The sequence below is a fragment of the Streptomyces bottropensis ATCC 25435 genome, assembly GCF_000383595.1.
In the GTDB taxonomy this organism is placed as follows: domain Bacteria; phylum Actinomycetota; class Actinomycetes; order Streptomycetales; family Streptomycetaceae; genus Streptomyces; species Streptomyces bottropensis.
In genome coordinates this window covers 5,849,405-5,869,647 of sequence record NZ_KB911581.1, presented here as the reverse complement: position 1 = coordinate 5,869,647, position 20,243 = coordinate 5,849,405, and the positions used below count along the sequence as shown (strand labels likewise).

The window sequence follows — 20,243 nt, the reverse complement described above, 5'->3', positions numbered from 1 at the left end:
AGGCGCTCGCCGCCGGGCTCACCGGGACGGGTCCGGCGGGGGATGGATCACCCCGGTCGTCGCCGTCAGGGGCACCCCGCTGCCGCCCCACCTCAGAGCGACGATCTCCGCCGCCACGGACACGGCCACCTCCTCCGGTGTGCGGGCGCCGAGGTCCAGGCCGACCGGGGAGCGCAGCCGGGACATCTCGGCCGCGCCGAGCCCCGCCTCCCGCAGCCGCCGTGCCCGGTCGTCGTGCGTACGGCGGCTGCCCATCGCCCCGATGTACGCGGCCGGCCGGCGCAACGCCTCCCGCAGAAGCGGCACGTCGAACTTGGGGTCATGGGTGAGGACGCAGATCACCGTGCGGTCGTCGGTCGCGGTGCCCCGCAGATAGCGGTGGGGCCAGTCGACGATCACCTCGACGGCGGCGGGGAAGCGCTTCGAGGTGGCGAAGACGGGGCGGGCGTCGCACACCGTGACGCGGTAGCCCAGGAAGTCGCCGATACGGGCGACGGCCGCCGCGTAGTCGATCGCGCCGAACACCAGCATGCGGGGCGGCGGCGCGAAGGAGTGCAGGAAGACGGTGACCGAGTCCTCGCGTCGCTCGCCGTGCGGCCCGTAGTGCCGCTGCCCGGTGGCACCCTGGGCCGTCTCACCCCGCGCGTCGGCGGCGACGGCCACGTCCAGCCCCGCCGAACCGAGGGTGCCGAGGGTGCCGTACGCGGGGGACCCGCCGGGCACGGCGTCCGGCCACACGGCGAGGGTGGCGCCGCGTGGGGCCGGACCGTCGAGCACGGTGGCCACGGCCACCGGGTGCCCGGCGCCCACGGACTCCGCGACCCGCCCGAACGCGGGGTCCTCGGCCGCCGTCACCCGCCGCACCAGCAGCGTGATCTCCCCACCGCACGTCAGCCCCACCGCGAACGCGTCCTCGTCGCTGTAACCGAAGGTCTCCAGTCGCGCCTCCCCGGACGCCACGACCTCCCGGGCCAGCTCGAACACCGCGCCCTCCACACATCCTCCGGAGACGCCGCCCACGACCTCGTCACCGGGCCCGACCGCCATGGCGGCCCCCGGCCCGCGCGGCGCGCTCCGGCTGACCGCCACCACCGTGGCCAGCCCGAAGGGGGAACCCGCCGCGTACCAGGCGCCGAGCGCCGGAAGGACCTCACGCACGGACCCGCTCCTCTCACCGCCGCCCCGTGCCTCCAGCGTCCGCCGACTCGGCCCGCACCGCCCGCCGGACCAACGCCCCGAGGGCGAGGAAACCGTTTGCGACGGCGCAAACCGCTCTGCTTCACTGCGAAGGAACCCCCCCAGCGATCAAGGAGAGCCCCGATGCGCGCAGCGTCCATGTCCCACCAGGAAGGAATGCACCCCATTTCGAAGGACATGACGCTTGTCACGCACGCTCAACCTCGGCATCCTCGCGCACGTCGACGCAGGTAAGACCAGCCTGACCGAACGCCTGCTGCACACCGTCGGAGTCATCGACGAGATCGGCAGCGTCGACGAGGGCAGCACCCGCACGGACACCCTCGCCCTGGAACGGCGACGCGGCATCACCATCAAGGCCGCCGTCGTCTCGTTCGCGATCGACGATCTCACCGTCAACCTCATCGACACCCCCGGCCACCCCGACTTCATCGCCGAGGTGGAACGCGTCCTCGACGTCCTTGACGGCGCCGTCCTCGTCGTCTCGGCCGTCGAAGGGGTCCAGGCGCAGACCCGGGTCCTGATGCGCACCCTGCGACGCCTGCGCATCCCCACGCTGATCTTCGTCAACAAGATCGACCGCCGGGGCGCGCGCCACCAGGACCTGCTGGAGAGCATCGCGGCACGCCTCACCCCGGCGATCGTTCCCATGGGCGAGGTCGCCGGACTCGGCACACCCGAGGCCCACTTCCTCCCCTACGACCCTCTCCCGCCCCGGCTCCTCGAACTCCTCGCCGAGTACGACGACGACCTGCTCGCCGCCTACGTCGACGACGAGACGGCCGTCCCCGAGGCCCGACTGCGCGCGGCCCTCGCCGCCCGGACCGGCGGGGCCCAGGTCCACCCGGTGTTCCACGGCTCGGCGATCACAGGATCGGGGATCACCGAACTCGTCGACGGCATCCGGGAGTTGCTGCCCTCGACCGACGCGGACCAGGGAGACGACACGGCGGGCGGCGGAGACGGGGAAGCGGCCGCCCCACCCTCGGGCACCGTCTTCAAGGTCGAGCGCGGCCCGGCGGGCGAGAAGATCGCCTATGTGCGGATGTTCGACGGAACCGTACGCATCCGCGACCGACTGGCCTTCCGTGACGGCGCCCGCGAAGGCAAGGTCACCGCGATCAGCGTCTTCGAAGGCGGCGCGGACGTGCGCGCGGCAGCCGTGTCCGCGGGCCGGATCGCACGGCTGTGGGGCCTCGCCGACATCCGGATCGGCGACACCGTCGGCGTGCCCCGGGACCGGGCGACGGCCTACGGGCACCACTTCGCCCCGCCCACCCTCGAAACGGTCGTCCTCCCCGCCCGCGCGGAGGACGGCGCCGCCCTGCACCTCGCCCTCACCCAACTCGCCGAGCAGGACCCGCTGATCGGCCTGCGCCACGACGAACTCCGGCGGGAGATCTCGGTGTCGCTGTACGGGGAGGTGCAGAAGGAGGTGGTGCAGGCGACGCTCGCCGACGAGTACGGCCTCGACGTCACCTTCCGCGAGACGACGACCCTCTGCGTCGAGCGTCTCGCCGGGGTCGGCGCGGCCGTCGAGTTCGACAAGAAGGACGGCAACCCGTTCCTCGCGACGGTCGGGCTGCGGGTGGAACCGGCGCCGGCCGGCTCCGGGGTCGCCTTCCGGCTGGAGGTGGAGCTGGGGTCCATGCCGTACGCCTTCTTCAAGGCCGTCGAGGACACCGTCCGGGAGACGCTGGAGCAGGGGCTGCACGGCTGGCGGGTCCCCGACTGCACGGTCACGATGACGCACTCCGGTTACTCGCCCCGGCAGAGCCACGCCCACCAGGGCTTCGACAAGAGCATGTCGAGCACGGGCGCGGACTTCCGCGGGCTGACCCCGCTGGTGCTGACGGACGCCCTGCGGCGGGCCGGTACCCGCGTCCACGAGCCGATGCACCGCTTCCGCATCGACGCCCCGGCGGACACCCTGGGCGCGGTGCTGCCGGTGCTCGCCGCGCTGCGTGCCGTGCCCCGGGATACCCGGACGAGCGGGGCGGCCGTACGGCTGGAGGGGCTGGTGCCCGCCGCCCGGGTGCACGCCCTGGAGCAGCGGCTGCCCGGACCGACCAACGGGGAGGGTGAGCTGGAGACGGCGTTCGACCACTACGCGCCCGTCGACTGCGCGGCCGTTCCCTCCCGGCCGCGTACCGACCTCAATCCCCTCGACCGCAAGGAGTACCTGCTGCACCTGACCCGCCGGACGGGTGTCTGAGCGGCGGCGCGGGAGGGGCGCGCGGGATTCCTGGGGCAGGAGCGGCTAGGGGGTCTTTATCGGGTCCTCGCGCGGGCGCGCAAGGGCCCACCGGGTCGCACAGGGCAAAGAATCGGCCGTGGATGGTGAACTGTCTTGCGAAAACGGGTACTTACTCGTGCGTCAGTTGCTATTGACGGCCCGCCTGACCATTGGGACGGTAGTGCACATGTCGAATGTGGCGGACATGTCAAGATTGCGCACTCGTCTGCTCGGTGTCCTGGTACTCGTCACCGGCTTCCTGACCACGGCGGGCCCCACCCAGCCCGCCTCCGCTCTCACTGATGATCTCTGGTTCGACTCGCAGGCCGCGGCCACCCTCACCGTCGAGGGCGGCCGCTTCAAGGACGGACTCGGCCGCGAGGTCGTCCTGCGCGGTTACAACGTCTCGGGTGAGACGAAACTCAAGGAGAACAACGGTCTGCCCTTCGCCTCGGTCGCCGACGCGAGGAAGTCGGCGACCGCGCTCCGGGCGCTGGGCGGCGGCAACTCCGTCCGCTTCCTGCTCTCCTGGGCGTACGCGGAGCCGGTGCGCGGGCAGGTGAGCACCTCCTACCTCGCGGCGGCCACCGCGCAGATGGGCGCGTTCCTGGACGCGGGGATCAGGGTCTATCCCGACTTCCACCAGGACCTGTACTCCCGCTGGCTGTTCGACTCCGACAGCTGGTACACCGGCGACGGCGCCCCCAAGTGGGCCGTGGACCTCGGCAACTACCCCGACGAGTACTGCGGGATCTGCCCGTTCTGGGGCCAGAACATCACCTCCAACGCCGCGGTGACGAAGTCGACGTACGACTTCTGGCACAACACCTACGGTGTCCAGGACTCCTTCCTGGACACCGCGCAGAAGACGATGGCGTACGTGAAGTCCAACCTCACGTCCGCCCAGTTCCAGGGCGTCGTCGGCTTCGACCCGTGGAACGAGCCCCATCCCGGCGTCCTCGACTCGGGGCAGACCAGCAGGACGTGGGAGAAGGACGTCCTGTGGCCGTTCTACGTCAAGTTCCGCTCCCGGATGGACGCGGCGGGCTGGCAGGCCAAGCCGGCCTTCGTCGAGCCGAACCTCTTCTGGAACGCCAACATCGACTTCCAGAAGCAGGAGGGCGGACTCCTCGACGCGGGCACCATCGGACCGCGCTACGTCTTCAACACCCACTTCTACGACCAGAAGGCGATCTCCGGCATCTTCATGTGGGGCAAGGCGGAGAACGGCCAGTACGTGAACGACTTCGGGACGGTGCGTGACCGGGCCACCGCCGGCGGCACCACGGCGATCATCAGCGAGTTCGGACACCCGCTCAGCGGCTCGGTCTCCGACAAGGCGCCCACGGTCTACAAGGCCATGTACCAGGCGCTGGACTCCCGGGTGAAGGGCGTCGACTGGTGGTCGAAACCGGCCTCCTCCGGCCCGGTCCTCTCCGGCTCCCAGTGGCAGTGGGACATCTACTGGGGCCGCCACCACGAGCTGATGAACGACAACCCCGACAAGGTGCAGGCCGAGGCCGACGGCTGGAACGGTGAGGACCTCTCCGCCGTACGTCTCGACGACTCCGGTACGGCCGTGCTCCGCCAGGACGCCCGGATGCTGGACCGGATCTACCCGAGCGCCACGGCGGGCAGCACGGTCGCCTTCACCTACGAGGACCGCTCGCGGGACGGTTCCACGACCCTGACGTGGAACCCGGTGCCCGGCTCGATGCCGAACGTCTCCTCGCTCGTCGGCTCCGGACAGTACTCCCTGCTGGTCTGGCGCTCGGACGGCAGTACGGAGCCGACCGAGCTGCACCTGCCGGCGTCCTTCCCCACCGCGTCCACCACGGTGGTGTCCGACCTCGGGGTGACGGCGGCGCCGCCGGCGTACACCACGTCCACGCCGGTCGCCGCCGCGAAGGAGCCGGGCGGCACCGGCAGCCGCCGTCTGCTGCTGACCGCCGCCGACACGGGCAAGCTCCACTACGCCCTGGTCACCAACGGCGCGACAGCCCCGTCCGCCGCGCAACTGGGCGCGGCACGGACGGAGCTGTCGAACTGGCTGACCGCCAGGTTCAGTTAGCCGAGGGTCCGGTCCAGTCGGCGGGCACCTGTGCCACGCGCACCCGCTGGGGGTGGTCGCCGACTGCGACGGACACGGTCTTCTTCCCGGTGGCGAAGTCGATGGCCGTGACCTGGTCGGCGCCGCTCTCGGAGACCACACAGGACTTGCCGTCACCGCTGACGGTCGACCAGTACGGCTTGGAGACGGGGACGAGCGGGCCCTCCTGGAAGGTCGCGCGGTCCACGACGACCGCGTAGTCGTCCATCGTGCCGGCGATGCACAGCTTCGTGCCGTCCGGCTTCATCGTGAGGCCGTGGTGGCGCGAGTCGTTGACGAAGGTCGTACGGTCGTCGCTGACGCCCGGGGACTTCGGCAGGGTCTTGGTGCGGGTGATCTTGTCGGTGGCGATGTCGTACTCGAAGAAGCCGTTGAAGAACGACACCTGGAAGTACAGCTTCGTCTCGTCGGGCGAGAACGCGGCGGGACGGACCGCGTCCGAGTAGTCGCGCAGCCCGATGGCGTCGAGCCGCGCGCGCATGTCGATCACCTTGACCTGCTGGAAGGTGTTCGCGTCGGCGACCGTGATCTTGCGGTCGCCCTTCGTCCAGTCCAGCCAGGGTGCGTCGCTCTGGGTGTTGACGTCCCCGATCGCCATGTTCCAGATGTACTTGCCGTCCTTGGTGAAGATGTTCTCGTGCGGCTTGTCGCCGGTCTTGAACGAGCCGAGCTGCTTGCCGGTGACGATGTCCAGCACGTGCACGGTGTTGCCGGTCGACGCCGACACCGCCACGCGCTTGCCGTCGGCGGAGACCGCCATGTGGTCGGAGCGGTAACCCGACACCGGGAAGCGCCAGTTGATGGCGCCGGTCCTGACGTTGATGGAGACCACGTCGGCGAAGCTCGGGCGGGAGACGACCATGGAGGAGCCGTCGGGCGTGGAGTACATGTCGTCGACGTACTGGTCGTGGCCCTCGCCCACGCTGTTGCGGATCGTCATGTAGGCGATCCACCGGATCGGATCGGCGTTGATCTCCGCCATCCGGGCGGCCTTGTCGGGGATGACGTTGATCCGGCCGATCTTGGCGAAGTCGCCGGAGGCCTTGATGACGTCCGCGGTGCCCTCCCAGTTGTTGCCCACGAACATCACCTCCCGCAGGTCGGCCGCGGCATTCGCGGGGCCGGCGGTCGCCACGGCGGTGGCGGTGAGCGCGAGCGCGGCTACGGCGGCACCGACATGCCGGGTCCTCCGGCGGCGGGGGGTGGGGGAGAGGGGCATATCGGTTCCTCCTGCTTGCTCAGGGCATGACAAGGCGGCTCGGGGACCGTGAAGGTCGGAAGCGGCTACGGGAAGTCTGAATACGGCAGCGTTCAAATGGACTTACTGGAAAGTAAGGAACGGCCCCGCTTCACCACAAGACCAAAGACACGACAAAATCAGCCGACGGCCGAACCCGGCCGTCGCAGCGAGTGGCGTTTCGTCGGGAGGAGCAGCGTGGCGGGCAGGCTCAAACAGCCCACCGGCCGGTACGGGGGCAGGTCCGCGGCGGAGCGCCGGGCCGAGCGCCGGGACCGGTTCCTCGACGCGGGTCTTCGGATGTTCGGCGACACCCCCGGCTTCCGTGCGACCACGATCGCGGGTCTGAGCGAGGCCGCCGGACTGTCGACCCGCCAGTTCTACGAGGAGTTCCACACCCTGGAGGATGTGCTGGCCGCCCTCCACCTCCGGGTCAACGACTGGGCCGAGGAGGCCGCGCTCACCGGTCTCGCGGCGGCACAGGGCGAGTCGATCGCCGAGCGCGCCACCGCCGCGTTCCGCGCCTACGCCGCGAACGTCACCGGTGACCCGCGCCGACTGCGGATCACCTTCACCGAGATCATCGGCGTCAGCCCTCGCCTGGAGCGCCAGCGCCTCGAACGCCGCTCCCGCTGGGTCGACTTCATCTGCGCCGAGGCCACCGCGGCCGCCGAACGCGGCGAGGCCGCGCACCGCGACTACCGCATCGCCGCCACGGCCTTCATCGGCAGCGTCAACGGCCTCCTCCACGACTGGCAGGCAGGCTTCGTCGACGCCCCCCTCGACGAGGTGGTCGACGAACTGGTCGGCCTGCTGCTCGGGATCCTGCGTCCGATGGGGTGGAGCCCACAGACGGACTGAACCGGAGCCGGGGCGGAGGCTGCGGCCGGGTGCGGGCAAGGGCCGCACCGCACGGGCGGCGCCCGAGGGCGGGGTGAGCCGGGGCGGTCGGTCCGAACCCGCGTGCGGGACCCGGCGAGGACGCACCGGACGCCGGTGGGCGGGAGGCCCGAGCGGTGAACCGGGGATGGCTGGTCCGGGGGCCGGGGCCGGTGAGCGGGGTCGGCGAGGAAGGAAGGTGCCGGCCGGGAGGGTGGAACCGGCAAGGCGGGGCGCCGAGGGACGTTGACCGAGGAGGAGCCGGCCCGACGGGTGGTGACTGCGAACCCGTGCACAACCGGGGGACGGCTGGAGCGGAGGCCGGTGAATGGGGGCAGGTTGAGTCCGCAGTGGCCCGGAAGGTGCGGCCGAGCGATCGGGGAGCCGAAACCGTGGCGGCGGGGCGAGGCCGGGCCGGAGGTCGGCGACCCGGAGGTGAACCAGTCGGAGGTGAACCAGTCGGAGGTGAACCAGGCGGAGGTCGACGATCGGGAAGGGTCCCGGTCGGTGGCCGGCGACCAGGAGGTGGCCGGCGGCCGAGCCCGAGGCCCGCGTGTGGGAGAGGAGCCCGAGGCCCGCGTGTGGGAGAGGAGCCCGAGGCCCGCGTGTGGGAGAGGAGTGCGAAGGTCCGGCGTCAGGAGAGTCGGTCCAGGGCCGTCAGGACCGGTCGCACCCCGTCCTCCCCGCGCAGTTCCCCGGCCAGTGTCCGGGCGCGGTGGCCGTACGACGGGTCGGTGGTCGCGCGGCGCAGGGCGGACGCCAGTGCGGCGGGGGTGAAGCCGCGCAGGGGTACGGCCGTGGGCGACACGCCGAGGGCGACGAGGCGGGCGGCCCAGAAGGCCTCGTCGAACTGGACGGGCACCGGCACCGCCGGGACCCCGGCACGCAGACCCGCCGCCGTGGTGCCCGCGCCCGCGTGGTGGACGACGGCGGCCATCCTCGGGAAGAGCAGGGAGTGCGGCACCTCGCCCACCGTGAACATGTCCTCGCCCTCGCCCCGCAGTTCACCCCAGCCCCGCTGGATCACCCCGCGCAGCCCCGCCGCCCGCAGGGCCCGTACGACCTCGCCGCTCATCCGCTCCGGATCCGGCACGGTCGCGCTGCCCAGGCCCACGAAGACCGGGGGCGGCCCGGCGTCGAGGAAGTCCAGCAATGGCCCCGGCAGCCGGTCCTCGCGGTCGTACGGCCACCAGTAGCCGGTGACGTCGTGCCCGGCCCGCCAGTCGCCGGGGCGGGGCACCACCCGGGGGCTGAAGCCGTGGAAGACCGGTCGGCCCTGCCGCTTGCGGGCCCGGCGCGAGGCCACCGGGCCGGTGCGCGGGAGCCCGTACTCGGTACGCAGCCGCCGCACCTCCTCCGTGAAGATCCACTCGACGGCCGCGTTCACCGCGTGCCCGGCCACCCGGTTGCCGACCGGGCCCCAGGACCGGACCCCGGTCATCGGCGGGGCGAACTCCCGTGTCGGCGCGAGGGGTTGCAGATTGACGCCCAGGCTCGGGACCGACAGTCCCCGGGCGATGGCGTGGCCGAGCGGCGCGACCGTGCCGGCCAGCAGCAGAACCTCACTGGCACGGGCGGCGGCCTCCAGATCACCGGCCATCCGCCCGACCAGCCTCCGGGCCATCTCCGCCGCCCGGTACAGCTTCCCGGCCCCGGTGGAACTCCGGTGCAGTCCCCGTCCGCGCTCCGACTCCAGCTCCGCCCGGGGATCCACGGGAAGGGCGTGGAAGGCGACCCCCGAGCCCGCCACCAGCGGCTCGAACCGGGCGTGCGTCACCAGCGTGACCTCGTGCCCGGCCCGCGCCAGCCCGTGCCCCAGCCCGGTGTACGGGGCCACGTCACCCCGGGAACCCGCCGTCATGATCGCAACACGCACGCCCGACAGTATGGCGTCGCCGCACCGCGATGACCCGAAATAGCCGCTGTCCGAAACCGCCAGCACGGTCCGGGCTACTCGTCCCAGGCCTGAAGCAGGGTGTGGTCGATGATCTTGCCGTCGCGCAGGGAGATCATCGAACTGGCCCAGACCCGCGCCCCGTCGGGGTATTCGCAGGACTCCGTGACGGCGACCTGATCACCCTGGACGAGGCACTGCTCGATCTTGTGCGTCATCTCCCGGCTGCAGACGTCGTCGTACATCGCGGCGATCTCGTCCCGGCCGTGCAGCACCTTGGGATGGCTGGGCTGGGTGTTGCGGTCCACGACGCGCATCTCGGCGTCGTCCGCGTAGAGCGACGTCAGTGTCGCCGCGTCCGCTTCCTCCGTGCCCCGGCGCAGCGCTTCGACATCGAAGGCGGGGCTCGTCGAGGTGCCCATGGCTGACCTCCTCAGAAGGCCGGGCCCGGCAGGGGGCAGCGGGCCGCTCAGGGCCTCTCCTGCCAGGCTCCTCCGCCGAGCGGCGCCCGGCAAGTGCGGAGGCGGACGTGCGCCTCACGGGTGAGCGGCCGTGACCGACCGGGGCCGGAGAGCGTTGCTGAGGGCATGATCTCAACTCGACGCATCGTCGCCGCCGTGGGTCTCGCCGTGGGTGTCACGGGCCTGGCCGCACCGATGGCGAACGCGGACGCGACGGCGGACGCGACCCGCTTCAGCCCGATCTCCACGCTGGACTCGCTCGCCGTCGGCGACCTCCCCGAGGAGCAGAAGCGAAGCCTTCCGCGTCCCTCGCAGCAGCTCGCCGGCCTCAACCAGGTCCACGAGCTGAACCGGCTGAACGAGCTGCACCAGGTCACCGACCTCGCCGCGCCCGCCCTCGGCCTGCTGGGCGCCGTCCAGTAGCGCAGCCGGTCGAACAGAGCGAGAGCCCCGCCGCGATCAGCGTGGTGGGGCTCTTGACATCCCCGGGAACCGGGCAGAGCATCACGGAACAGTAACGTAATTGAAATTCGCACTACGATCGTTCGCGAGCGCTCATGCTCGATCACGTACCGTCGTCGATACGTACCCCGAGGAAGCCGCACCATGGCCTTGACCCGTGACCTTCTGATCGGCGGCAAGGACGTGCCCGCCACGTCCGGCCGCACCGCCGAAGACCTCGACCCGTACACGGGGGAGGTGTACGCGACGGTCGCGGCGGCCGGGCCGGAGGACGTGACCCGGGCCGTGGACGCCGCCGACGCCGCGTTCGAGGAATGGGCCGCGCTCGCCCCCTTCGCCCGGCGGGCGATCTTCCTCAAGGCCGCCGACCTGCTGGAGGGCCGGGGCGACCAGGTCGCCGACATCATGGCGCGCGAGGCCGGCGGCACCCGCCCCTGGGCCTACTTCAACGTGGCGCTCGCGGCGAACATCCTGCGCGAGGCGGCGGCCGCGATCACCGCTCCGCGCGGCGAGGTGCTCGCCACCCAGAAGGAGGGTGCGCTGAGTCTCGCGGTGCGCGAACCCCTGGGCGTGGTGGCCGCGTTCGCGCCGTGGAACGCGCCGGTCATCCTCGGCGTACGGGCCGTGGCGGCACCGCTGGCCGCCGGCAACACCGTCGTCGTCAAGCCCAGCGAGGACGCGCCCATCGCCTGCGGGCTGCTGGTCGCGGACGTGCTCCGGGAGGCCGGGCTGCCCGACGGCGTGCTCAACGTCGTCACCAACGCGCCCGAGGACGCCGCGGAGATCGCCGAGGCGCTGATCTCCGACGAGCGGGTGCGCGCGGTGAACTTCACCGGCTCCACCGGCGTCGGCCGCATCATCGGCACGCACGCGGCGAAGCACCTCAAGCCCGCCGTACTGGAGCTGGGCGGCAAGAACGCCGTCATCGTGCTCGAGGACGCCGACGTGGACTACGCCGTCGACGCCGTCACCTTCAGCGTCTTCATGAACGCCGGACAGATCTGCATGTCCGGCGACCGGATCCTCGTCCACGAGTCGCTGGCCGAGGAGTTCGCGCGGAAGTTCACCGCCAAGGTCGCCACCCTCCAGGCCGGAGACCCGAACCACCCGCACACCGTGGTCGGCCCGCTCGTCAGTGCCGACGCCGCCCGGCGGATCGCCGCGCTGGTCGAGGACGCCGTCGCCAAGGGCGCCACGGTGCTCACCGGAGGCGGGCAGCCGGAGGGCGCGGTGCACCCGGCGACCGTGCTCACCGACGTCCCCCAGGACGCCGACCTCTACTACCAGGAGTCCTTCGGCCCGGTCTGCGTGCTGCAGACGTTCGCCGCCGACGCGGAGGCCGTGGCCATCGCCAACGACACGGACAACGGCCTGAGCTGCGGCGTCATCACCGAGAGTGCCACGCACGGCCTGACCGTCGCCCGCCGGATCCGCACCGGCATCGTCCACGTCAACGACCAGTCGGTGGCCGACGAGCCGATGGTCCCCTTCGGGGGTGTGAAGGCCTCCGGCTACGGGCGCTTCGGCGGCCGCTGGGGCATCGAGGCCTTCTCCAACACCCGCTGGGTGACCATCGCCACCCAGCAGGCGCACTTCCCCTTCTGACCGGCCCCGGTCGTTCAGCCGGCCGTCGCGAGGAACTGCGTGGCCGCCAGCTCCGCGTACAGCGGGTCGGCGGCCACCAGTTCGCGATGGGTGCCGACCGCGCGGACCCGGCCCGCGTCCATCACCACGATGCGGTCGGCCATCGTCACCGTCGACAGCCGGTGGGCCACGACCAGCACCGTCGTCGTACGGGCCACGTCGGCGACCGTGTCCCGCAGCGCGGCCTCGTTCACCGCGTCCAGCTGGCTCGTCGCCTCGTCGAGCAGCAGCAGACGGGGGCGGCGCAGCAGGGCGCGGGCGATGGCGACGCGCTGGCGTTCACCGCCGGACAGCTTGGTGCCCCGGTGGCCGACCAGGGTCTCCAGGCCCTGCGGCAGCTTGGCCACCAGACCGTCCAGCCGGGTCGTCCTCAGCACGCGCGTGAGGTCGCTCTCGTCGGCGCGGGGGTTGCCCAGGAGCAGGTTGTCGCGCAGGCTCCCGGACAGCACGGGCGCGTCCTGCTCGACGTAACCGATCGCGGACCGCAGCCGGGACAGCTCCCACTCGGCGACATCGCGGCCGTCGACGGTGATCAGCCCGGCCTCGGGGTCGTAGAACCGCTCGATGAGCGAGAAGACCGTCGTCTTGCCCGCGCCCGAGGGCCCCACGAACGCCGTCATGCCCCGCGCCGGGACCTCGAAGGTCACCCCGTGGTGGACGTACGGCAGATCGTCGGCGTACCGGAAGCGGACCTCGTCGAAGGAGAGCGCGGCCGGTGCGGCGTCGGGGGAGGGCAGGGGAGCGGGCGCGGAGGCCGGTTCGGCGGGCAGCCGCAGCGCCTCCTGGATGCGGGAGAGCGCGGCGGCACCGGTCTGGTACTGGGTGATCGCGCCCACGACCTGCTGTATCGGCGACATCAGATAGAAGACGTACAGCAGGAACGCCACCAGGGTGCCCACGTCGATCGCGCCGGTCGCGACCCGGGCGCCGCCCACCGCAAGCACCGTGATGAAGGCGATCTGCATGGCGAGCCCGGCCGTGTTCCCGGCGGCGGCCGACCACTTGGCGGCCCGTACGCTCTGCCGCCACGACTCCTCGGCCGCCGCGTGGATCGTCGCCTCCTCGCGGTGCTCGGCGCCGGACGCCTTCACCGTGCGCAGCGCGCCGAGGATCCGCTCCAGGGAGGCGCCCATCGCGCCGACCGCGTCCTGCGCGGCCCGGCTCGCCCGGTTGATACGGGGCACGATCACCCCGAACACCACACCCGCGCCCACGATCACGCCAAGGGTGACGCCCAGCAGCACCGGGTCCACCAGCCCCATCAGCACCACCGTCGCCACCAGCGTCAGCCCACCGGTGCCGAGGCCCACCAGGGTGTCGGTGGTGACCTCGCGCAGCAGCGTGGTGTCGGAGGTGATCCGCGCCATCAGGTCGCCCGGCTCGCTGCGGTCCACCGCCGTGATCCGCAGCCGCAGCAGATAGGAGGACAGGGCGCGCCGCGCGCCGAGCACCACCGACTCGGCGGTGCGCCGCAGCACGTACGAACCCACCGCGCCCACCGCCGCGTTGGTGACGACCAGCACGGACATCAGGACCAGCGCCCAGGTGATGGTCCGGTCGTGCGAGAGGTCGTCGATCAGTTCCCGGGCCACCAGCGGCAGCGCGAGGCCGGTGGCGCCGGTGACGAGGGACAGCAGCGCGCCCAGCAGCAGCGCCCAGCGGTGGGGCCGTACATAACCGAGCAACAGCCGCCAGGTGGGCGGCTGTCGCTCGATCGTGGTCTCAGGGGTGCTCACGAGGCTCCTCGGCAGGTCGGTCGGGGAGTGGGGACCGGGGCGCGGAGCTTCACCCTACGTCGGGGGCGCGGGCCGGCGGACCGCACGCCCGGACGGGAGCGCTGCCGAACCGACAGGAGCCCCCCGCCCGACGAGTACGAGCACACCGGCGGTGCAGAGCACGACGACGCTCCCCGGCCCAGGTGGCGCGCGCCGGTCCGGCGCGACGCACGAACCCCTCCGGAGGCCGTACCGGCTGGTCACTCCGTAGGGTGACCATGGGCGGGCGACCGCCCGATCTCGGATCGACGGAAGGGCTGGGTTCACCATGGCACAGGAAGTACGCGGCGTGATCGCACCGGGCAGGAACGAGCCGGTGCGGATCGAGACGATCGTCGTGCCCGACCCGGGGCCGGGGGAGGCCGTGGTGAAGGTGCAGGCGTGCGGCGTGTGCCACACCGACCTCCACTACAAGCAGGGCGGCATCAACGACGACTTCCCCTTCCTGCTCGGCCATGAGGCCGCCGGTGTGGTGGAGTCGGTCGGCGCAGGTGTCACGGACGTCGTCCCCGGCGACTTCGTGATCCTCAACTGGCGTGCCGTGTGCGGCAATTGCCGGGCCTGTCGACGCGGGCGCCCCTGGTACTGCTTCAGCACCCACAACGCCACGCAGAAGATGACCCTCGCCTCGACCGGCCAGGAGCTGTCCCCGGCGCTCGGTATCGGCGCCTTCGCGGACAAGACCCTCGTCGCCGCCGGCCAGTGCACCAAGGTCGACCCGGCCGCCGCCCCGGCCGTCGCCGGACTGCTGGGCTGCGGCGTCATGGCGGGCATCGGCGCCGCCATCAACACCGGCAACGTCGGCCGGGGCGACAGCGTCGCCGTCATCGGCTGCGGCGGTGTCGGGGACGCGGCCATCGCCGGGTCCCGGCTGGCCGGCGCCGAGAAGATCATCGCCGTCGACATCGACGACCGGAAGCTGACCACCGCCAAGAGCATCGGCGCCACCCACACGGTCAACTCCAAGGACACCGACGCCGTCGAGGCGATCCGCGAGCTGACCGGGGGCTTCGGCGCCGACGTCGTCATCGAGGCGGTCGGCCGCCCGGAGACGTACAAGCAGGCGTTCTACGCCCGCGACCTGGCCGGCACGGTCGTCCTGGTCGGGGTGCCCACCCCGGAGATGAAACTCGAACTCCCCCTCCTCGACGTCTTCGGCCGCGGCGGCGCCCTGAAGTCCTCCTGGTACGGCGACTGCCTGCCCGACCGTGACTTCCCCATGCTGATCAACCTGTATCTGCAGGGCCGCCTGGACCTGGAGGCGTTCGTCACCGAGACCATCGGGCTCGACGACGTGGAGAAGGCCTTCGAGCGGATGCACGGCGGCGACGTCCTGCGCTCGGTGGTGACGCTCTGATGGCCGCCCGCATCGAACACCTCGTCACCTCCGGCCGGTTCAGCCTCGACGGCGGCACCTGGGACGTCGACAACAACGTCTGGCTCGTCGGCGACGACCACGAGGTCGTCGTCATCGACGCCGCCCACGACGCCGACGCCATCGCCGAGGCCGTGGGCGAGCGCCGACTGGCGGCCATCATCTGCACCCACGCCCACAACGACCACATCGACGCGGCCCCTGCCCTCGCCGAGCGCACCGGTGCGCCGATCTGGCTCCATCCGGACGACCTGCCGCTGTGGAAGCAGACCCACCCCGACCGGCTGCCCGACCACTGGCTGGCCGACGGGCAGGTCATCGAGGCCGCCGGCGCCGACCTGACCGTCCTGCACACCCCCGGCCACGCGCCCGGCGCCGTCTGCCTGTACGACCCGGGCCTCGGCACGGTCTTCAGCGGCGACACCCTCTTCTCCGGCGGCCCCGGCGCCACCGGCCGTTCGTACTCCCACTTCCCGACGATCATCGACTCCATCCGCGACCGTCTGCTCGCCCTTCCGCCCGACACGGTCGTCCGCACCGGCCACGGCGACACGACGACGATCGGGGCGGAGGCCCCGCACCTGGAGGAGTGGATCAACCGGGGCCACTGATCAGGAGAGTCCAGCACCCCGCGCCCTCAAGGGGCGCGGGGAACTGCGCGAGAAACCCGAGCGAACCCGCGGCCGCCCATTCACCCGAACGGCCGAGCTATTCGGTGCCCCACCGAAAACCCGACACAAGATGTCCGGCTTCCACGACACCCTCGTGTCGAGGACACCGGAACCCCCCGTGTCCTCCAAGGTGGCAGCCACACACAGGAGGTCGGACATGCCGAAGCCGCTGGACGGCAAGGTCGCACTGGTCGCCGGAGCCTCGCGCGGAGCGGGCCGCGGAATCGCCGTGGAACTGGGGGCGGCCGGGGCGACGGTGTACGTGACGGGCCGTTCCACGCGGGAGCGGCGCTCCGAGTACGACCGCCCGGAAACCCTGGAGGACACCGCCGACCTGGTCACCGAGGCGGGCGGCCACGGCATCGCCGTACCCACCGACCATCTCCGGCCCGCGCAGGTCCGCACCCTGGTGGACCGGATCGCCGAGGAGAGCGGGCGGCTCGACGTCCTCGTCAACGACGTCTGGGGCGGTGAGAAACTCTTCGAGTGGGACACCCCGGTGTGGGAGCACGACCTCGACAACGGACTGCGGCTCCTGCGCCTCGCCGTCGAGACCCACGCCATCACCAACCACCTCGCCCTGCCCCTGCTGCTGCGCCACCCCGGCGGCCTGGTCGTGGAGATGACCGACGGCACGGCCGAGTACAACGGCGCCCACTACCGCAACTCCTTCTTCTACGACCTCGCCAAGGCCTCCGTCCTGCGCATGGCGTTCGCCCTCGGCCACGAACTCGGCCCGCGCGGCGCCACCGCCGTCGCGCTCACCCCGGGCTGGCTCCGCTCGGAGATGATGCTCGACGGGTTCGGCGTCACCGAGGACACCTGGCGCGACGCCCTCGACCGCGTCCCCCACTTCGCCATCTCCGAGACGCCCCGCTACGTCGGCCGGGCCGTCGCCGCCCTCGCCGCCGACCCCGAGGTCGCCCGCTTCAACGGCGACTCGCTCTCCAGCGGCTCCCTCGCCCGGACCTACGGTTTCACCGACCTCGACGGCAGCCGCCCCGACGCCTGGCGCTACGTCGTCGAGGTCCAGGACACGGGCAAGCCGGCGGACACCGCCGGCTACCGCTGAACCGTGCTCAGGTGCGCGGCGTCGGCGCCGGCGCCGACGGTGGGGCGGAGGGAGGCGTGGTCCCCGTGAGTCCCGCCGCCGACGCGGGCCGCAGTTGCCACCGCCCCGAGTGGCCGGGCGGCAGCGCCAAGTCCTCGCGTACGGCGGCGTAGTAGGCGTCCCGCCCGGCGCGCTGCCTCTCCAGCAGCGACTGCCAGGCCCCCGGGTCCCGCGTCCCGGCGCGCAGGAACTCCTCCATCCCCATCACCGTGACGACCCAGGCGCGGGCCCTCTCCACCACCTCCGGGCTGCCGAGGAGCAGCAGTGCCTCACCGGAGGGGTCCCGGGCGGTCGTCGCCTCCGCCATGAGGGGTGCGGCCTCCTCCGGCGACAGGGGGTGGGGGTGCGGGTCGTTGCCGAGATGGGCGGCGACCCGGTAGGTGAGCGTGACCGACTGCTTCACGGCCCGTGCCCAGTCGGCGTACACCGCGAGCCGCCGCTCCTCCCAGCGGGTCTCCCGCTCGCGCCGGAACCGCACCTGCTCGCCGCGCATCACCACCAGATACGAGCCGAGCGCGCCTATCACGACACCGAGCAGGGCGGGGAGTTGCTGCACGAAGGTCGACATGAGCAGACGGTATCCGGATCCGGGACGGAGATCGCGTCGCGTCTGTCCCGGTGATCGGCGGCGCAGTACGGTCGCCAATATGCGTACGACGGAACGCTTCGAGGGGTACGGGGTTCTGATCACGGGCGCGGCGCGGGGGATCGGCGCGGCGACGGCCCGGCGGCTGGCCGAGGAAGGGGCCCGGGTGCTGGTCACCGACGTGGACCTGCCGGCGGCCGAGCGGAGCGTGACGGAGCTGCGGGGGCAGGGGCTGGCCGTCGAGGCGTACCGGTGCGACGTGGGGGACGGGGAGTCCGTCGAGGCGGCGGTCGCGCACGCGGTGTCGGTCCTCGGTTCCCTCGACGTCCTGGTCAACAACGCCTTCGGTTGCACCCAGGACGAGCCGCTCTTCGAGAACACCCCGGACGAGACCTGGGCCCGCGACCTCGACCTCACCCTGACCAGCGCGTTCCGCTGCTCGCGCGCGGCACTGCCGCACCTGGTGGCGTCCGGCCGCGGGGCGATCGTCAACATCGGCTCCGTCAACGGGCTCCAGGACTTCGGCAACCACGCCTACAGCGCCGCCAAGGCGGGCCTGGTCTCGCTCACCCGCACCCTCGCCGGGGACGCCGCGCCGCGCGGGGTCCGCGTCAACCTGGTGGCCCCCGGCACGATCCGCACCCCCGGCTGGGCGGGCCGGGAGTCCCATCTCGACGACCTCGCCGAGATCTATCCCCTGGGCCGGGTCGGGGAGCCGGCGGACATCGCGGCGGCCGTGGCCTTTCTCGCCTCGCGGGACGCGGCCTGGATCACCGGTACGACCCTGCGCGTGGACGGCGGCCTGCTGGCCGTCAACACGTCGTTCGAGCGCGTGGCCCGTGCATGGCGGGAGGCGGAGAACGAGACATAGGGGCGGCCGTCCGAAGGTGCCCGAACGTGCTCGGCGGTCCGAAAGGTGCATAGCCGTGCTCGGCGGTCCGAAAGGTGCACAACCGTGCTCGGTCGTCCGGAAGTCCCCGACCGTGCTCGGCGGCCTCACCCCATCGCCGCGACGATCCCGTCCCAGAAGCGTACGCGTGCCTCCAGTGCCGCCGTCGCCGTCTCCACCGCCTCCTCCCAGCGCCGGTCCTCCCCTCCGCACAGCTCCGCCACCATGGCCATCGCCATCGGCGTGTGCTCCTCCCCGTCCACCTCGATGTGCCGCGCGAGATAGTCGCAGAACAGCGGGAACCGCTCGGTGCCCTCCTTCTTGATCACCTGGTCGAACATGTCCGGGATCAGGTCCTCGCGGGAGAACGCGAAGGCGGCGGCCCGGCAGTGCAGCGGCCCTTCCCGGATGATCTCGAAGGTCGTGCGGACGAACTCGGCCGCGGGGCCGGGTACTCGGGCCACCCGCAGTGCCGCGGGCACGTCGTGGCCCTCGCCGACGAGCCCGAGGAACGCGTCGAGGCGGGAGGTGTCCGCGCCCGCCTCGCCCATGCCCGCCCGGTACAGCTCGAAGTGGCTGGTGAACCCGCCGTTCAGCTCGTCGCTCTCCTCCACCAGCACGATGTCGTTGACGAGCCGTCGGCCGACCGCGGACCCGCGTGGCACCCAGGGGACGTCCACACAGGTCAGGTCCCGCTGGAGGGATTTCAGGAGGGACATGAAGTCCCAGACCGCGAAGACATGGTGTTCCATGAACACCGCCATATCGGCGCGGGTGTCGATGCGCCGATAGACCGGATGTGCGGTGACTTCTTTCCGTACGGGTTCGATCGCGGCGCGCGCCCGGTCGATTCCGTCGTGGTTCATATCCCAGTCGTACCTGGACATCGGCTCTCCTTCGTCTCCAGCAATTCCCCCCGAGCCTGTGAGTGATGGTGCTCCTTTTCCGACCGGTCGGGCAACCGCTTCCTGGATTTGCCGGAAGTTACCCAGGCGTACCTCTCGCAGAAGACGTCAAGGCATCTGAAACAGAGTCATAGGCGCACGTTCCGGACACCTTGAAAATGTTCGTTGAAGATTTGAACGGGGTCTTGGTTCCTCTCGTATTCGACATCGTGAGCAGGAATCCCGTTACCGTCACCGTCGCGTACCAGGTGGTGCCGGGGCGCGAGGCCGACTTCCACTCCTGGGGGTGGGCCGCGCTGCGTACGAGTGCGCAGCAGCCGGGTTTTCTGGGGGGTGGCGTACTCGTCGACGGAGAGGCGGATTGGCATGTGGTCTACCGCTTCGACAGCGAGGATACGGCCCGGACCTGGGAGAACTCCGTGGTCTGGGCTCAGTGGTCGGCCCGTGTCGACGCGCTGGCGCAGGAGACCGGGCGCCGGAGCATCGCAGGGTCCAGGGCCTGGTTCGACTCCCAGACCTCCCGGGCCCCGGCGTCTGCCGGCCCTCCCGGGCCACCCCCGAAATGGAAACTGTGGCTGGTGAACATGAGTGCGGTCTTCCCGCCCGTACTCTTATTCAACCTGCTGATACTTCCCTATCTCAACGACCTGAATCCGCTTTTTCGTACACTTCTGCTGTGTCTGGCCGTGACCGCCATTGTCACCTGGATTCTCATGCCGAGACTCCAGCGTTTCCTGAAGAAATGGCTGTATCCGCCGCTGCAGGCGCTGCGCGGCCGGCACAAACGACGGACCGCCTAGGTCCGCGAACG

General features: G+C 71.6%; 17 protein-coding genes. 10 read left to right on the top strand and 7 right to left on the bottom strand.

Annotation, left to right across the window (positions count from 1 at the left end):
- Positions 1–18 precede the first annotated feature (18 nt).
- Positions 19–1,158, bottom strand: a complete 1,140-nt coding sequence (locus STRBO_RS0126195) for an XdhC family protein (RefSeq protein ID WP_005483988.1) — start codon at positions 1,156–1,158, stop codon at positions 19–21.
- Between the two features lie 223 nt (positions 1,159–1,381).
- On the opposite strand from STRBO_RS0126195, the gene STRBO_RS0126190 reads away from it, so the two are divergent.
- Positions 1,382–3,412, top strand: coding sequence for an elongation factor G (locus STRBO_RS0126190; RefSeq protein WP_005483987.1), 2,031 nt, complete (start codon positions 1,382–1,384; stop codon positions 3,410–3,412).
- Between the two features lie 226 nt (positions 3,413–3,638).
- Positions 3,639–5,504 (top strand): cellulase family glycosylhydrolase, encoded by a 1,866-nt coding sequence (locus tag STRBO_RS0126185; protein WP_037627967.1) that lies wholly within the window; start codon positions 3,639–3,641, stop codon positions 5,502–5,504.
- On the opposite strand, the gene STRBO_RS0126180 is transcribed toward STRBO_RS0126185, so the two are convergent.
- Positions 5,497–6,762: a YncE family protein gene (locus STRBO_RS0126180; RefSeq protein WP_005483985.1), complete on the bottom strand. Its 1,266-nt coding sequence runs from the start codon at positions 6,760–6,762 to the stop codon at positions 5,497–5,499. The genes STRBO_RS0126185 and STRBO_RS0126180 overlap by 8 nt on opposite strands.
- A 216-nt stretch (positions 6,763–6,978) precedes the next feature.
- On the opposite strand from STRBO_RS0126180, the gene STRBO_RS0126175 reads away from it, so the two are divergent.
- Positions 6,979–7,641: a TetR/AcrR family transcriptional regulator gene (locus STRBO_RS0126175; RefSeq protein ID WP_005483984.1), complete on the top strand. Its 663-nt coding sequence runs from the start codon at positions 6,979–6,981 to the stop codon at positions 7,639–7,641.
- A 652-nt stretch (positions 7,642–8,293) separates the two neighbouring features.
- Here the strand turns inward: STRBO_RS0126175 and STRBO_RS0126170 are convergent.
- Positions 8,294–9,520 carry a glycosyltransferase gene (locus STRBO_RS0126170; protein WP_028796854.1) on the bottom strand — a complete coding sequence of 409 codons (1,227 nt, stop codon included), beginning with the start codon at positions 9,518–9,520 and terminating at the stop codon, positions 8,294–8,296.
- 89 nt (positions 9,521–9,609) lie between these two features.
- On the bottom strand, positions 9,610–9,975 hold the full coding sequence (locus tag STRBO_RS0126165) for a nuclear transport factor 2 family protein (protein ID WP_005483981.1): 366 nt from the start codon (positions 9,973–9,975) through the stop codon (positions 9,610–9,612).
- 165 nt (positions 9,976–10,140) lie between these two features.
- Here STRBO_RS0126165 and STRBO_RS0126160 point away from each other — a divergent pair, with 165 nt between their 5' ends.
- Together STRBO_RS0126160 and STRBO_RS0126155 are read left to right on the top strand one after the other, a co-directional pair.
- On the top strand, positions 10,141–10,437 hold the full coding sequence (locus tag STRBO_RS0126160; RefSeq protein ID WP_005483979.1) for a hypothetical protein: 297 nt from the start codon (positions 10,141–10,143) through the stop codon (positions 10,435–10,437).
- Positions 10,438–10,620: 183 nt separating this feature from the next.
- On the top strand, positions 10,621–12,081 hold the full coding sequence (locus STRBO_RS0126155) for an aldehyde dehydrogenase family protein (RefSeq protein WP_005483977.1): 1,461 nt from the start codon (positions 10,621–10,623) through the stop codon (positions 12,079–12,081).
- Between the two features lie 14 nt (positions 12,082–12,095).
- Here the strand turns inward: STRBO_RS0126155 and STRBO_RS0126150 are convergent, their stop codons facing one another.
- The gene (locus STRBO_RS0126150) at positions 12,096–13,856 is read right to left on the bottom strand and encodes an ABC transporter ATP-binding protein (protein ID WP_020115091.1); all 1,761 of its coding nucleotides are present in this window, start codon (positions 13,854–13,856) and stop codon (positions 12,096–12,098) included.
- 307 nt (positions 13,857–14,163) lie between these two features.
- Here STRBO_RS0126150 and STRBO_RS0126145 point away from each other — a divergent pair, with 307 nt between their 5' ends.
- The 3 genes from STRBO_RS0126145 (at position 14,164) to STRBO_RS0126135 (ending at position 17,013) form a co-directional block, all read left to right on the top strand.
- The gene (locus STRBO_RS0126145) at positions 14,164–15,252 is read left to right on the top strand and encodes an S-(hydroxymethyl)mycothiol dehydrogenase (RefSeq protein ID WP_005483974.1); all 1,089 of its coding nucleotides are present in this window, start codon (positions 14,164–14,166) and stop codon (positions 15,250–15,252) included.
- A complete protein-coding gene (locus STRBO_RS0126140; protein ID WP_005483973.1) occupies positions 15,252–15,881 on the top strand; it encodes an MBL fold metallo-hydrolase in 630 nt (209 codons plus the stop codon). The genes STRBO_RS0126145 and STRBO_RS0126140 overlap by 1 nt, the downstream gene beginning before the upstream one ends.
- A 217-nt stretch (positions 15,882–16,098) precedes the next feature.
- Complete coding sequence (locus STRBO_RS0126135) at positions 16,099–17,013, top strand: SDR family oxidoreductase (RefSeq protein ID WP_020115089.1); 915 nt, start codon at positions 16,099–16,101, stop codon at positions 17,011–17,013.
- 7 nt (positions 17,014–17,020) lie between these two features.
- On the opposite strand, the gene STRBO_RS0126130 is transcribed toward STRBO_RS0126135, so the two are convergent.
- Complete coding sequence (locus STRBO_RS0126130) at positions 17,021–17,620, bottom strand: hypothetical protein (RefSeq protein ID WP_020115088.1); 600 nt, start codon at positions 17,618–17,620, stop codon at positions 17,021–17,023.
- Positions 17,621–17,699: 79 nt separating this feature from the next.
- Here STRBO_RS0126130 and STRBO_RS0126125 point away from each other — a divergent pair, with 79 nt between their 5' ends.
- Positions 17,700–18,509 carry an SDR family NAD(P)-dependent oxidoreductase gene (locus STRBO_RS0126125; protein ID WP_005483969.1) on the top strand — a complete coding sequence of 270 codons (810 nt, stop codon included), beginning with the start codon at positions 17,700–17,702 and terminating at the stop codon, positions 18,507–18,509.
- 125 nt (positions 18,510–18,634) lie between these two features.
- Here STRBO_RS0126125 and STRBO_RS0126120 read toward each other — a convergent pair whose 3' ends face one another.
- On the bottom strand, positions 18,635–19,414 hold the full coding sequence (locus tag STRBO_RS0126120; protein WP_028796853.1) for a DUF3050 domain-containing protein: 780 nt from the start codon (positions 19,412–19,414) through the stop codon (positions 18,635–18,637).
- Between the two features lie 176 nt (positions 19,415–19,590).
- Between STRBO_RS0126120 and STRBO_RS0126115 the strand changes: the two genes are divergently transcribed.
- A complete protein-coding gene (locus tag STRBO_RS0126115; protein WP_020115087.1) occupies positions 19,591–20,232 on the top strand; it encodes an antibiotic biosynthesis monooxygenase in 642 nt (213 codons plus the stop codon).
- Positions 20,233–20,243 lie beyond the last annotated feature (11 nt).

Coding starts and splice junctions, on each gene's coding strand:
- STRBO_RS0126115 (WP_020115087.1), top strand. CDS start 19,591: ATGTTCGTTGAAGATTTGAACGGGGTCTTGGTTCCTCTCGTATTCGAC.
- STRBO_RS0126180 (WP_005483985.1), bottom strand. CDS start 6,762: ATGCCCCTCTCCCCCACCCCCCGCCGCCGGAGGACCCGGCATGTCGGT.
- STRBO_RS0126120 (WP_028796853.1), bottom strand. CDS start 19,414: ATGTCCAGGTACGACTGGGATATGAACCACGACGGAATCGACCGGGCG.
- STRBO_RS0126160 (WP_005483979.1), top strand. CDS start 10,141: ATGATCTCAACTCGACGCATCGTCGCCGCCGTGGGTCTCGCCGTGGGT.
- STRBO_RS0126130 (WP_020115088.1), bottom strand. CDS start 17,620: ATGTCGACCTTCGTGCAGCAACTCCCCGCCCTGCTCGGTGTCGTGATA.
- STRBO_RS0126135 (WP_020115089.1), top strand. CDS start 16,099: ATGCCGAAGCCGCTGGACGGCAAGGTCGCACTGGTCGCCGGAGCCTCG.
- STRBO_RS0126140 (WP_005483973.1), top strand. CDS start 15,252: ATGGCCGCCCGCATCGAACACCTCGTCACCTCCGGCCGGTTCAGCCTC.
- STRBO_RS0126170 (WP_028796854.1), bottom strand. CDS start 9,520: ATGACGGCGGGTTCCCGGGGTGACGTGGCCCCGTACACCGGGCTGGGG.
- STRBO_RS0126185 (WP_037627967.1), top strand. CDS start 3,639: ATGTCAAGATTGCGCACTCGTCTGCTCGGTGTCCTGGTACTCGTCACC.
- STRBO_RS0126125 (WP_005483969.1), top strand. CDS start 17,700: ATGCGTACGACGGAACGCTTCGAGGGGTACGGGGTTCTGATCACGGGC.
- STRBO_RS0126165 (WP_005483981.1), bottom strand. CDS start 9,975: ATGGGCACCTCGACGAGCCCCGCCTTCGATGTCGAAGCGCTGCGCCGG.
- STRBO_RS0126155 (WP_005483977.1), top strand. CDS start 10,621: ATGGCCTTGACCCGTGACCTTCTGATCGGCGGCAAGGACGTGCCCGCC.
- STRBO_RS0126145 (WP_005483974.1), top strand. CDS start 14,164: ATGGCACAGGAAGTACGCGGCGTGATCGCACCGGGCAGGAACGAGCCG.